This window comes from Streptomyces sp. R-74717 (genome assembly GCF_047305335.1).
GTDB classification, from domain to species: domain Bacteria; phylum Actinomycetota; class Actinomycetes; order Streptomycetales; family Streptomycetaceae; genus Streptomyces; species Streptomyces atratus.
Window position 1 is genome coordinate 9,009,646 of sequence record NZ_CP102361.1, and the last position, 12,908, is coordinate 9,022,553.

The following is a 12,908-nucleotide window of genomic DNA, read 5'->3' on the forward strand; positions in this document are numbered from 1 at the left end:
TACCCGGTTCGACCGGGGCACAAGAAACCCGCTGATCGCCCACGTTCTGTACGACGCGCGCGCGGACCGGTTCCACCACTGCACCACCGACGAAAGGAGCGGGGATGGCTGCGACACGAGCCGCGCCCGTGCCGGCGCCACTCGCCAAACACCGCCGCCCGCACTCCGGGGCACGCTCGGGCTTGACCTTCGTGCTGCGCCGCCTGGGGTTCTACCTGGTGACCGCATGGGCCGCCATCACGCTGAACTTCCTGATCCCGCGCTTCATGCCGGGCGACCCCGCCGTCACGCTGCTGAATCACCTTCAGCAGACCACCGGCACCACGCCGAATGCGGCGGCCGTGCACGCGGTGCGGATGTTCTACGGCGACCCGACGCGCAACCTTCTCCAGCAGTACCTCGACTACTGGCAGAGCCTGGCGCACCTCGACTTCGGACTCTCGGTGAGCCACTACCCGACTCCGGTGTCCGGCATCGTGCTCGACGCGCTGCCGTGGACCGTGCTCCTTGCCGGCACCACCACGGTGATCGGCTGGCTCCTCGGCACTTTGCTGGGCGCCTTCGTCGGGTGGAAGCCCGGCGGCCGGGCCGACTCGGTGCTGACCCCGCTCACTGCCTTCTTCTACGCGCTTCCGCCGTTCTGGCTGGCGCTCCTGGCGGTCTACGTCTTCGGCTTCACCCTCGGCTGGTTCCCGATCTCCGGCGGCTACGACCCGGACGTCCCGTTCCAGCTGAACAATCTGTGGTTCCTGCTCAGCGTGCTGCGCTACGGCGCGCTGCCGGCGTTCACGCTGATCTTCATCGGGGTCAACGGCTGGATGTTCGCCATGCGCAACGTCATGGCCACCACCGTCGGCGAGGACTACGTGCTGCTCGCCCGCGCCAAGGGGCTGCGCCCACGCCGGGTCATGCTGCGCTACGCCGCACGCAACGCGCTCCTGCCGAACGTCAGCGGCCTCGCCCTGGCCCTCGGCAGCATCTTCGGCGGCGTCGTCGTCGCCGAGATCGTCTTCACCTACCCCGGCCTGGGCTACGTACTGTTCGAGGCCGTCAGCAGCCACGACTACCCGTTGATGCAGACGATCTTCCTGCTGATCACCCTGGGTGTGCTGGCCGCCAACCTGGTCGCCGACTCGACCTATGTGCTGCTCGACCCGCGCACCCGGGAGGAACGATGAGGCAGTTCCTGACCCATGGCAAGGTACGGATCGGGCTTGCGGTCTTCGGCGGATTCCTGCTCGTCGCGCTCGTCGGCCCGTGGCTGGTGAGTTCGGTCCTGGGCACCGATCCGCACCGGATCGACTACGACGCCCTGGGGGTGGCACCCGGCGGCGACCATCTGCTCGGCACCACCACCTCCGGCCAGGACGTGCTGGCTCAACTGATAGCCGGGTGCCGGGGGTCGGTCGAGGTGGGCCTGCTCTCCGGCGTCCTCGCCGTCGTGGCGGCCGCCCTCATCGGTGTGACCGGCGGCTTCGTCGGAGGGCGCACCGACCAGCTGCTCACCGCGGTCACCAACATCTTCGCCACCCTGCCCAGCTTCCCGCTGATGCTGATCGTGGCCGGATACATGTCCAACGTCGGTGCGGTGGCCATCGCCCTGCTGATCGGCCTGTTCGAGTGGCCGGGCTGCGCCCGCTACCTGCGCTCCCAGACCCTCTCGCTGCGCGGGCGCGACTTCGTGCACGCCCTGCGCATGGTCGGCGAGAGCCACCGGCGGATGGTGCTCGTGGAGATCATGCCGCACCTGACCGGCCTCCTCTCCTCGCTCTTCCTGCGGGCCGTGGTGACCGGGGTGTTCGCCGAGGCCGGGCTGCGCTTCCTCGGCATCGGCGCAGGCGACACCGTCACCTGGGGAACCATGATCGCCTCCGCTCAGCAGCAGGAGGGCGTGGTGCGCGGCATGTGGTGGTGGTTCGCGCCGCCCGGCCTGTTCATCGCGCTGCTCGGGACGGCCACCGCACTGATCAACTTCGGCCTCGACGAGATCGGCAACCCGGTGCTGCGGCACAGCAACCGCTCCGCGATCCGGCGCGCCCGTGCCCACCTGGCCGCACGCCAGAACCGTACGACCCCCGTGGAGGTGGCCTCATGACCGCCCGTCCTGTCGACACGGCACGCTCGGTGGTCACACCGCCCACGGCCCCGCGCGGCGAGCAACTCCTCGACGTGGCGCGGCTGACCGTGGAGTACGTCACCGAGCGCGGGGCCGTACAGGCCTGCAACGAGGTGTCCTTCACCCTGCGCCGCGGCGAGATCCTCGGCCTGGCGGGGGAGTCCGGCTCCGGGAAGAGCAGCCTGATCACCGCCCTGACCAGACTCCAACGGCTGCCCGCGCTGACCACCGGCGGCGAGATCCGCTACCACGCCCGCGACGGCCAGGTCCTCGACCTCGTCACCTTGGACGAACGCCGGCTGCGCACCCTGCGCTGGACCGACCTGTCGATCGTGCTGCAGAGCGCGATGGCCGCGTTCAACCCGGTCATGCGGCTCGACGCGCAGTTCGCCGACGTGATGACCGAGCACGAGCCCGGCCTCACCCGGGACGAGGTGGCCGAGCGGACCGGCCAGCTGCTGCGCATGGTGGGGATCGCCCCCGAACGCGCCCGCTCCTACCCGCACGAACTGTCCGGCGGGATGCGCCAGCGCGCTCTCATCGCCCTCGCCCTGGCCTGCGAACCCGAACTCGTCGTCATGGACGAACCCACCACCGCCGTCGACGTGGTGATGCAACGTCTGATCCTGTCCCAGATCCTCCGCCTGCAGCGCCGCCTGGGCTTCGCCGTGGTCTTCGTGACCCACGACCTGTCCCTGCTGATGGAGATCGCCGACCGGATCGCCATCATGTACGCCGGTCGGATCGTGGAGATCGGCGCACCCGAGCAGCTCTACGCGGACCCGCTCCACCCCTACACCCGCGGCCTGCGCGACGCCTTCCCGCCGCTGCACGCCCCGCTGACGACGCTGACCGGCATCCCCGGCAGCCCACCCGACCTGCGCGACCCGCCGCCCGGCTGCGCTTTCCACCCCCGCTGCGGCAAGCGCCTGCCGGAGTGCGAGCGGGCCCTGCCGCGCCTCCACCAGGTCGTAGGGCAGCGCGAGCGGCAGGTGGCCTGCCTGCTGCACGACTCCACCGACCCCCAGGAGGCGCCATGACCACGCAGGCCCCCACCTCCGACCAGCCTGCCGTGCTCGCGGCCGTCGACGTCAGCAAGCACTTCACCGTCCGCGACCAGCTGGGCCGCAAGACCACTGTGCACGCCGTCGAGCACGCCTCGGTGGCGCTGCACCGCGGCCGCGTGGTGGCCCTGGTCGGCGAGAGCGGCAGCGGGAAGACCACGCTGGCCCGGATGCTGGCCCAGTTCCACCCCGTCAGCGCGGGAGAGATCCAGCTGGCCGGGCAGCCGGCACCGCCCGCCGGAAACGGCTACTTCCGCCAGGTGCAGCTGATCTTCCAGGACCCGTTCTCCTCGCTGAACACCCTCAAACGGGTGCGGCACATCCTCGGCCGCGTCCTGCGCCTGCACGGCCACGCCCGCACCCGCGCCGAGGTGGAGGAGCAGGTCCTCGACCTGCTGAACCGGGTCAACCTCACTCCGGCCGAGGAGTTCATCGACAAGCGTCCCAGCGAGATGTCCGGCGGCCAGCTGCAGCGCGTGGCCATCGCCCGGGCCCTGGCGGTGCGCCCGGCCGTGCTCCTGGGTGACGAGCCGATCAGCATGCTGGACGTCTCCATCCGCCTCGACGTGCTCAACCTGCTGGCCCGGCTGCGCGACGAGGAGGGCCTCGCCCTCCTCTACATCACCCACGACATCGCCAGCGCCCGGTACCTGTGCGACGAGGTGCAGGTGATGTACGCCGGGCAGACGGTCGAGGGCGGGCCGAAGGAAGCGGTCATCCAGTCGCCCAAGCACCCGTACACCCGCCTGCTGATCGACTCCTCTCCCGACCCCGACCGGCCCGGACGCGGCCTGCGAGACCAGTGGGACGCCGAGGACCTGGACGACGCCGAGGACCCGGGGGAGCCGCCCAACCCGACCGCGCCGCCCGACGGCTGCCGGTTCCACCCCCGCTGCCCGTTCGCCATGGACGACTGCAGGCGCGCCTTTCCCGACCGCACCACCTTCGCCGACGGCCAGTGGGCGCACTGCTGGCTGCACCAGCACGGCCGGTCGGCCGAGCTCGACAGGACAACTTCGAAGGAGCTTCCATGAAGCGCTCGACGGCCGCTGCCACCGCGGCCCTGGCCACCATCGGTCTGCTGACCGGCTGCAGCACCGCGAAGTCGGACGGATCCGGGGACAAGGCCACGAGCACCGTGCGTCTCGCCACCCACCCGACACAGGCCTTCCAGAAAGGGTGGAACCCGTTCGCGGCCTACCCCAACGCCGGAGTGTCCTTCTTCTACGAGCCGTTGCTGCGGATCGACGCCCAGAACCCCGAGCCGCAGCCATGGCTGGCGGACTCCTGGAAGTTCGGCGACGGCGGGAAGACCCTCACCTTCCGTCTGCACCCCGGAGTGAAGTGGTCGGACGGGAAGCCTCTCACCGCGAAGGACGTCAAGTTCAGCCTGGAAGTGCCCATTAAGCACACGGAGTTGAACCTCACCGGCGCGCTCTACACCAAGGTCGACGCACCCGACGAGAAGACCGTGGTCGTGCACTATCCGAAGGGTGGCTACGCCGACCTCGGCGCCTTCAAGAACCGCAATATCTACCCTGAACACATCTGGGCAGGGCGGAACCTGAAGACGGACCAGAACCTCAAGCCGGTCGGCAGCGGCCCCGTCACCCTGGACTCCTTCAGCCCGCAGCAGATCACCCTCAAGATCCGTGAGGACTACTGGAACGGCTCGTTCCGGGCCGTCAAGAAGGTCGCCGTCGTCGCGGCCCAGGAGTCCAGCATGCGCAGCCTGCTCCTGAAGGACCAACTCGACTGGAGCACGATGTCCTGGCAGGGCGCGGAGAAGAACTTCGTCGCCCGCGACCCCGGGCACCACAAGTACCAGGTCTATCCGCTGCTGGGGTCCGAGGGCGTGCTGTTCAACACGAAGAAGGGCCCGACCACCGATGTGCACGTCCGCCAGGCCTTGACCAAGGCGGTCGACGTGACCAAGGTGCTCAAGGTGATGGGGACGCAGCAGCCCGCGGTCAACCCGTCCGGCCTGAACAACGAGGTCGGCGCCACCTGGCTGCCCGCCGACCTGGCCGGCAAGACCCTGAAGCAGGACGCGGCCGGTGCCCGCGCCGAGCTGGCCGCCGGCGGCTGGAGCGTACGGGGCGGCAAGCTCAGCAAGGACGGCAAGAGCTACCCGTTGTCGCTCAACGTCTTCCAGCCGTACGCGAACTGGGTGGACATGGGCGCCGCCTTGAAGGACCAGTGGAAGTCGGTTCTCGGCCTGGACGTCACGGTCAACAACATGCCGGAGGCCACCTTCACGCAGAAGGAGCCGGTCGGTGACTTCTCGATGGAGACCGCGTTCGCCCCGCCCTCCGGCGACGGCAGCATCTTCGGCACCCTCAACGCCTTCAGCAGTGACTACTACGCCCCGCTCGGCAAGGCGACCACCAGCAACTTCGGCCGCTTCAACAACCCGGACTACAACGCCCAGCTGGAGAAGATGGCCGCCGTCGACCCCGCCGACACCGCCCGGCTCAAGGAACTGGCCGGACCGGCACTGACGATCCTCGCCCAGCAGGCGCCGTTCATCCCGATCGGCGGCTCGGCCTCCTTCGTCGACATCAACTCCAGCCACTTCACCGGCTGGCCGACCCCCGAGACCACCAAGTACACGCCATCCACCACCGTCGGTCCGGACACCACGCTGACCCTGCAGCAGCTGCGTCCGGCCTCATGAAAGCCCGGTGGGGCCGGCGGCTGAAAGACCGTCGCCCGCCCCACCGCCACCCCCCTCACCACCTGGGAACAGTTGTGACCCAACTCCGCCCCGCCGCCGAGCTGACCGTGACCGACCACGGCTTCCTGCGCGACGGCCGCCCCCACCAGATCATCTCCGCCGCCATCCACTACTTCCGGGTCCACCCCGAACTGTGGGAGGACCGGCTTCGCCGCCTGCGCGCCATGGGCGTCAACACCATCGAGACCTACATCGCCTGGAACCTGCACCAGCCGACCCCCGACCGGACCGAGTTCTCCGGCCCGGCCGACATCTCCCGTTTCATCAGTACCGCCGGACAACTGGGCCTGGACGTGATCGTGCGGCCCGGCCCCTACATCTGCGCCGAGTGGGAGTTCGGGGGCCTGCCGGCCTGGCTGCTCGCCGATCCCGAGCTGCGACTGCGCCAGACCGAGGAGCGTTATCTGGCCGCCGTGGACGCCTGGTTCGACGAGCTGGTCCCGGTCCTGCGCCCGTTGCTGGCCGGCCGGGGCGGGCCGGTCGTCGCCGTCCAGGTCGAGAACGAGTACGGCAGTTACGGCACCGACACCGCCTACCTCGATCATCTGCGGCAGGGCTTGATACGCCGCGGCGTGGACTGCCTTCTGTTCACCGCCGACGGTGCCACCGACGGCGTCCTGCGCGGCGGGATCCTGCCCGGCACCTTGGCCACCGCGACGTTCGGCTCGCGGCCGAAGGAGTCGCTCGCCACGCTGCGCCGCCACCAGCCGGCCCGCTGATGTGCTCCGAGTACTGGCACGGCTGGTTCGACCATTGGGGCGAGCAGCACCACGTCCGCGACCCGGAGGAAGCCGCCGCGGAACTGGACTGGATGCTGTCCCGAGGCGCGTCGGTCAACCTCTACATGGGCCACGGCGGCACCAACTTCGGCTGGTGGAACGGAGCCAACCGCGACGAGGCCCACTACCGGCCCACCTGCACGAGCTACGACTACGACGCCCCGGTCGGCGAGGCGGGCGAGCTGACCGCGAAGTTCCACGCCTTCCGCGAGGTGATCGAGCGGCATCGCGGTCCGATCGGACACGAGGCACCCGCGCGGCCCGACCGGCTCGCCCCGCAGACGGTACGTCCGAACGGCGCGGTGGCGCTGCTGAACTCCCTGGACGCGCTGTCCGTTCCGCACCACCGGCGCGCGCCGGTGCCGATGGAGGCGCTGGGCCAGTCACTCGGCCTGACCCACTACCGGACCCGGCTGCGTGGTCCGTTCCCCGACTCGACCCTGCGCGCGCACGGCTTGGCCGACCGGGCCCAGGTGTTCCTGGACGGTGTGCCGCTCGGCCTCCTCGAGCGGGACGGACCGTTGGACGCGCTGTCGATCAGCGTCCCCGCGTCGGGCGCCGAACTCGACCTGCTCGTGGAGAACATGGGGCGGATCAACTACGGCCCCTGGCTGGAGGATCGCAAGGGGATCAGCGGCGGGGTCCGGATCGACACCCAGTACCAGTTCGGCTGGGAGATCCGCCCGCTCCCGCTGACCGATCTGACCGCCTTGCGGTTCGGGGCCGCCGAAGCCGTCGAAGGCCCGGCCTTCCACCGGGCGAAGGTGGAGGTCCCGGCCCCGGCCGACGGCTTCCTCGCCCTGCCGGGCTGGACCAAGGGCCAGATCTGGCTCAACGGGTTCGCCCTGGGCCGCTACTGGGACCGCGGCCCGCAGCGCACCCTCTACGCCCCCGCGCCGGTGTGGAGGGCCGGCCGCAACGAGCTTGTGATCCTCGAACTGCACCGGCCGGGCGAGCGGATCGAGCTCCTCGACACGGCGGACCTGGGCCCCACCGGCTGACCCGCCACTCACCGGGACCGCCGAAGACCGCATGCGCGGCAGACATGCCTCACGACACGAAAGAGGTCAATTCCCGTGAGCGAGAACCCACTTGGTCCTGGACGCCGCAATGTACTGATAGCCGGCCTCGCCGGTGCCGGTGCGGTGCTTGTACCTGCCGGCTCGGCGAGTGCCGCATCGCCGGAGAGAGCACGCAAGGAAGAGGGGCGGCGCACCGTCAACCTCTGCACCGACTGGGCATTCTGGCGGGAGGACGCCAAGGGCGCGCAGGAGCCGTCCTTCGACGACTCCGAGTGGGCGGGTGTGTCGATTCCGCACACCATGCGGCTGGAACGCAAAGAGCCCATCGTCTACAACGTCTTCGCCGGCATCGGCTGGTACCGCCGGTACTTCCGGATGGATTCCGGCGACAAGGACCGCAGAGTGACGGTCCGGTTCGACGGTGTGCAGACGAACTGCGTGGTGTACCTCAACGGCGAAAAGCTCGTCGAGCATCACGGCGGCTATCTCGGATTCTCCGTCGACGTCACCGACAAGCTCCACCGGGACCGCGACAATCTCCTCGCCGTGCGCGTCTCGAATCTCGACGACCCGAAGACGCCTCCCGGCAAACCGCGCGAAGAACTCGGGTTCCTCACCTACGGCGGCATCTACCGCGACGTGACGGTGCAGACGACCGGCCGCATCCACATCACCGATCCCCTGGAGGCCGACCGCGTCGCAGGCGGCGGGGTGTTCGTCACCTACCCGCACGCCGACGCGGAGCGGGCCGTCGTCAACGCCAGGACGAATGTCGAGAACAGCTCTGACGCATCCGCCGTCACCAAGCTGCGGTCGACGATCTACGACCCACAAGGAAAGATCGTCGCCCGGGACATCCAGACCGCGACGATCGCGCGTGGCGCCCAGCACGACTTCGAGCAGAGCCTGGAGGTGCTCCGCCCCGACCTGTGGCATCCGGACAGCCCGCACCTGTACCGGCTCGTCAGCGAGGTCGTCCAGGGCGACCAGGTGCTGGACTCCCTCACCACGCGCATCGGCATCCGCCGCATCGAATACCGGCCGGACGGCTTCTACATCAACGGTGAGCGCCTCTACCTGCGCGGCGCGAACATCCACCAGAACTATGCCTACGTCGGCGACGCCGCACCGGCTTCGATGAAATGGCGTGAGGCGCTCCGGCTGAAGCTGGGCGGTTTCAACGCGGTACGTGCCGCTCACTATCCGCACGACCCGGCGTTTCTCGACGCCGCCGACGAGATCGGCCTGGTCGTCGTCGCCTGCATGCCGGGCTGGCAGTTCTGGAGTGAGAACGAGACATTCGTGAATCGCACCTACGCGGACGCCGTGCAGATGATCCGCCGGGACCGCAACCGCCCGTCGGTGGTCCTCTGGGAAACCTCGCTGAACGAGACGCACTACCCGGAGTGGTGGGCGAAGAAGGTCGCCGAGCTTGCGCACGCGGAAATGCCCAACGACCAGATGTTCACCGCGGGCGACTACGGCTTGTGGGGAAAGCAGCACTATGACGTGAACTACAAGGTCGTCAACACGGACGGCTCGGACCCCGACCGGAACAAGCCGTTCTTCACCCGGGAATGGGGTGACTGGGAGGGGCCCTGCCAGGCGGGCCGCGAAGGTGGCGAGGCGGGCCTCGTCGGGCAGGTGGAGCGGCGGCAGAAGTACCTCAACGGTCCCGGGTACTGGGACTGGGGCGGCCTGGACGCCAACCCCCGGATCGGCGGCTACTTCCTCTGGGTCTTCGAGGACTACGGCACGAACTCGCCGTATCAGAAATCCGGGGCGGTGGACATCGACCGGTACCCGAAGTACTGCTACCACTGGCTCAAGGGAATGCAGTCGCCGAAGAACCCCAATCACGGCGGCCCCATGGTCTTCATCGCCAGCACCTACTCGGCGAATTCCAGCCGCGAGGTCATGGTCTTCAGCAACACCGACCACGTGAAGCTGTACCAGAACGGCACCCTGGTCGGCGAGAAGAGCCGGAGCCAGAACGCGGGCACCGCCAAGCACATCGCCGGGAAGGACGGCAACCCCTACTACACCTTCTCCCTCCCCTCGTTCGCCGAGGGCGAGCTGAGAGCCGAGGGCCACATCGACGGCAAGCCGGTCACCAGCCAGGTCGTGAAAACCCCCGGAGCCCCGCACCACATCGAGATCGAGATCGACGACGCGGGCGTCCGTCAGGCACTGCGCGACCTGCTCGCGTACTACCTGCGGGACGCCTCGCCGTCCGGCGCGAAGGCGGCCTCGACACTGGCCGACGACGTGCGGCCCGACACGGTCGACGCGCTGATCAAGAAGGCCGGAGCGCAGCGCGGCAGCGCCCTCCCCGCCGCGGCGGCCGAGGCGCTCCGTCGATTCGCCCGGGCGCGCACCCGCATCCAGCCGGTGGCCGACGGCTCGGACCTGATCCCGGTGTTCATCAAGGTCGTGGACGTGAACGGCACCGTCGTCCCGACGTCCACCGCGGAGATCGAGCTCGCCGTGACCGGGAAGGGCAGCCTCGTCGGCCACGACATCCCCCGCCTCGCGGTACAGAAGCAGAAGGCCGGCGCCGGTATCGGATACGCGCTGCTCGCGGTGGACAAGGACCCGGGCGCCATCACGATCACCGCGAAGTCCGACGGGGTGAAGTCCGGTGCGTTCACGGTACGGACAGAGCCCTATTTTGGCCGGCACCTGCCCGACGGCCGTCATCCCGAGTGGAAGGACATCTCGACGCTGGAGGACCAAGGCGCGCAGAACATCGCCTTGAACATGCCGACCACGGCATCGAGCTTCCAACCAGGAAACATCCCGGACAACGCCGTCGATGACACCCCGAACACCAAGTGGGTCGCGAACGGCAGCGGGTCCGCCTGGTGGCAGGTCGATGTCGGTAAGGCATCGGACATTTCCGAGTTTCAGATCGTCTGGGAGTCCGACCAGGCGACCTACCGTTACGCCATCCTCACCTCGGACGACGCGGAGAACTGGACCAAGGTGGTGGACAAAGAGTCGAACACCGCCAAGAGCGCCACAGTGATCCACAATGTGTCCGCCAAGGCGCGGTATGTGCGGGTGAACGTGCCCGCGGTCGACGGCGGTTGGCCGAGCATGCGCGAATTCCGGGTCGTTCCGCCCGGCGGCACGGGCGGAGGCACACCGGTCGACCCAGGGCCACGGATTCCCCGCGACCGGATCAGCGAGGTCAGCGCCACCAGCCACGAGAGTGGTTTTGAACCCGCCAAGGCTCTCGACGACGACATCACCTTCGGTACAGGATGGGTCGCCGCGTCAGCAACGCTGCCGCAGACGCTGACCGTGCAGCTGTCGGCTGCCCACGACCTGGTAGGTACCCGCATCCACTGGGGCAAGGACAGCAGTTGGTACACGTACAACCTGCAGGTCTCCGGTGACGGGCAGGAATGGACGACGGCGATTCCCGAGCTGACCCGCGGCGGCCAGTACAAGTTGCCGGAGACCTTCACCGCCGAGCACGCACAGTACGTCCGTATCAACATCACCGACGTCAGCGGCGGCGGCGCGCAGTCGGTCGCGGGCATCGCGGAGGTCATTCTCTACGGCTCGCCGAGCTGACCCATGGGACAGAGTTGTGGTGGCCGGGGAGGGGCAGCTGGGTTCGGCTGGGTGTGTCTCTGCGCATGACGCGGCCGTGATCGCCTGCGTCCGCCGCAGGCAATTGGCGCTGGACAACGTCCAGCGCCAATTGCGTTCTTACCGGTCCGAGCGAATGCTCCGCGGACGCACACGGAGACAGAATCCAGCGTCGGGTGCCCGTGCCGTAGGCGAGCTGGAACCGGGACGGGCGATCACGTAGCTGCCGAGCCGGTTCGCCATGTCCGGCGGACCGACCGCAGCCGCCGCGCGTTTCGTCAGGCGCCTCCGGGCCGGTGAACACGGCCCGGAGGTGAGGAAGTGAAGTAGAGCCGAAAATGTGCGGTGCGGGTCGCCTCTCCGTCGGCATCCGGTCAGCGTCGTCCCTGATGGGCACGACGCTGACCGTCGCCGCGTTGTCTACACTCCGTTGATGGCTACTTCGAGCAAGTCGGTCGTCGACCCGTTGGAGCCGCCGTCAAACACCAACTTCACGTACCGGGCCTGTGCGCTGAGGGGGTACTGGTCGTAGAACCCGAAATAGGCGGTGCCTGTGGGGCCGTTGACGGTGCCGGCATCCTTCCAGGTCACGCCGTCGACACTGGTTTGGATCTTCATCGTCTTGGGTGTGTTGATGTAATTCTGATCCAGCGTGTTGAAGTTGATGTCGATGTTGGAGATCTCGTGCTTCGCCGGAAGCTTGAATTGAATCCAAGCCTTCTCGTTTCCTGGCACCGACCACTTCGACCGATCGAACCGATCGGCCTCGATCAGCTTGCCGTCGGTGAGGTTCGGCACCGCCTCGTGCTGCTGGTCGGCAGTGATTTCGGCGCCCTTTGCCAGGTTCTTGTACGGCAGCAGGTCCAGGAAGACCCTGTTTGTCGTGAAGGTCTTGCCGTCCAGCGTCACGTCCGCCCAGACGACTCCTCTGGTGGGCGCCTCGACCTGCGGTGTGAGGATCTTGTCTCCCTTGAACGTGAACGTGTCCACTTCCTTGACGGCAACCGGCTTGTAATTGTCGCCGCCGTTCAGATCGACGATGCCGCCATGCCATTTGATCTGTGCTGCATCCAAGCCGATGGACCCGCCTGCGTCCGACCTGCCTTCCATCTCGTACTTCAGCCCATCGTTCAGGCCGAACTCGCCGTAGGCCTCCTTTCCTTCCACCAGCAACGATGCGCCGATCACGTCCTCGGCGACGTAGACGAGGCCATCCTTGACCTTCACCGTCAACGTGTCCTGCTCGGTCACGCCCTCATGAGTGCCGCGTACCGTGATGCTCGTCGTGCCGTCAGTCCTCGGAGTCACGATTCCGCTGGGCCGAACTCTCGCTACCTCAGGATTCGCGCAAGTCTGAAAGCTGGGCTTTCAGCGTCATAATCGAATCCCCGGCCGGGGACCCGCAGTTCACCTGGGCCGAGATCGGCTCCGTCGAGTACGCGGCCCAGGACCCCAGACACCTCGGGGTCATCGTCCGTCTCCGTGACGGCACCGTGCACCACTGCCTGCTCGCCGCACGCAGGCGGCCCCGCCTCCAGGAGTGGCTGGAGGATCTGCCAGTGATCCTGGAGTGCTTCGCATATCCGCCGC

General features: G+C 68.2%; 9 protein-coding genes. 8 read left to right on the forward strand and 1 reads right to left on the reverse strand.

Translation table 11 applies throughout. The features are described 5' to 3' along the window. Nucleotides 1-104: 104 nt before the first annotated feature. From NRF20_RS40770 to NRF20_RS40805, 8 genes are all read left to right on the forward strand, one after another. On the forward strand, nucleotides 105-1,178 hold the full coding sequence (locus NRF20_RS40770) for an ABC transporter permease (RefSeq protein WP_413754193.1): 1,074 nt from the start codon (nucleotides 105-107) through the stop codon (nucleotides 1,176-1,178). Continuing rightward, nucleotides 1,175-2,095, forward strand: a complete 921-nt coding sequence (locus tag NRF20_RS40775; protein WP_398629476.1) for an ABC transporter permease — start codon at nucleotides 1,175-1,177, stop codon at nucleotides 2,093-2,095. The genes NRF20_RS40770 and NRF20_RS40775 overlap by 4 nt, the downstream gene beginning before the upstream one ends. Then, a complete protein-coding gene (locus NRF20_RS40780; protein WP_413754194.1) occupies nucleotides 2,092-3,156 on the forward strand; it encodes an ABC transporter ATP-binding protein in 1,065 nt (354 codons plus the stop codon). Before NRF20_RS40775 ends, NRF20_RS40780 begins: the two co-directional genes overlap by 4 nt. After that, nucleotides 3,153-4,214 carry an ABC transporter ATP-binding protein gene (locus tag NRF20_RS40785; protein WP_413754195.1) on the forward strand — a complete coding sequence of 354 codons (1,062 nt, stop codon included), beginning with the start codon at nucleotides 3,153-3,155 and terminating at the stop codon, nucleotides 4,212-4,214. Before NRF20_RS40780 ends, NRF20_RS40785 begins: the two co-directional genes overlap by 4 nt. After that, nucleotides 4,211-5,857 (forward strand): ABC transporter substrate-binding protein, encoded by a 1,647-nt coding sequence (locus tag NRF20_RS40790; protein WP_413754196.1) that lies wholly within the window; start codon nucleotides 4,211-4,213, stop codon nucleotides 5,855-5,857. Before NRF20_RS40785 ends, NRF20_RS40790 begins: the two co-directional genes overlap by 4 nt. A 74-nt stretch (nucleotides 5,858-5,931) precedes the next feature. Next, on the forward strand, nucleotides 5,932-6,636 hold the full coding sequence (locus NRF20_RS40795; RefSeq protein WP_413754197.1) for a beta-galactosidase: 705 nt from the start codon (nucleotides 5,932-5,934) through the stop codon (nucleotides 6,634-6,636). Further along, complete coding sequence (locus NRF20_RS40800; RefSeq protein ID WP_413754198.1) at nucleotides 6,636-7,697, forward strand: beta-galactosidase; 1,062 nt, start codon at nucleotides 6,636-6,638, stop codon at nucleotides 7,695-7,697. The genes NRF20_RS40795 and NRF20_RS40800 overlap by 1 nt, the downstream gene beginning before the upstream one ends. A gap of 75 nt (nucleotides 7,698-7,772) precedes the next feature. Continuing rightward, nucleotides 7,773-11,300 (forward strand): discoidin domain-containing protein, encoded by a 3,528-nt coding sequence (locus tag NRF20_RS40805; RefSeq protein WP_413754199.1) that lies wholly within the window; start codon nucleotides 7,773-7,775, stop codon nucleotides 11,298-11,300. A gap of 438 nt (nucleotides 11,301-11,738) precedes the next feature. Here NRF20_RS40805 and NRF20_RS40810 read toward each other — a convergent pair whose 3' ends face one another. Next, the gene (locus NRF20_RS40810; RefSeq protein WP_398629470.1) at nucleotides 11,739-12,569 is read right to left on the reverse strand and encodes a discoidin domain-containing protein; all 831 of its coding nucleotides are present in this window, start codon (nucleotides 12,567-12,569) and stop codon (nucleotides 11,739-11,741) included. Nucleotides 12,570-12,908 lie beyond the last annotated feature (339 nt).

Bases quoted from the DNA above. Each gene is read 5' to 3' on its own strand.
- NRF20_RS40770 (WP_413754193.1), top strand. From the start codon at position 105: ATGGCTGCGACACGAGCCGCGCCCGTGCCGGCGCCACTCGCCAAACAC.
- NRF20_RS40775 (WP_398629476.1), top strand. From the start codon at position 1,175: ATGAGGCAGTTCCTGACCCATGGCAAGGTACGGATCGGGCTTGCGGTC.
- NRF20_RS40780 (WP_413754194.1), top strand. From the start codon at position 2,092: ATGACCGCCCGTCCTGTCGACACGGCACGCTCGGTGGTCACACCGCCC.
- NRF20_RS40785 (WP_413754195.1), top strand. From the start codon at position 3,153: ATGACCACGCAGGCCCCCACCTCCGACCAGCCTGCCGTGCTCGCGGCC.
- NRF20_RS40790 (WP_413754196.1), top strand. From the start codon at position 4,211: ATGAAGCGCTCGACGGCCGCTGCCACCGCGGCCCTGGCCACCATCGGT.
- NRF20_RS40800 (WP_413754198.1), top strand. From the start codon at position 6,636: ATGTGCTCCGAGTACTGGCACGGCTGGTTCGACCATTGGGGCGAGCAG.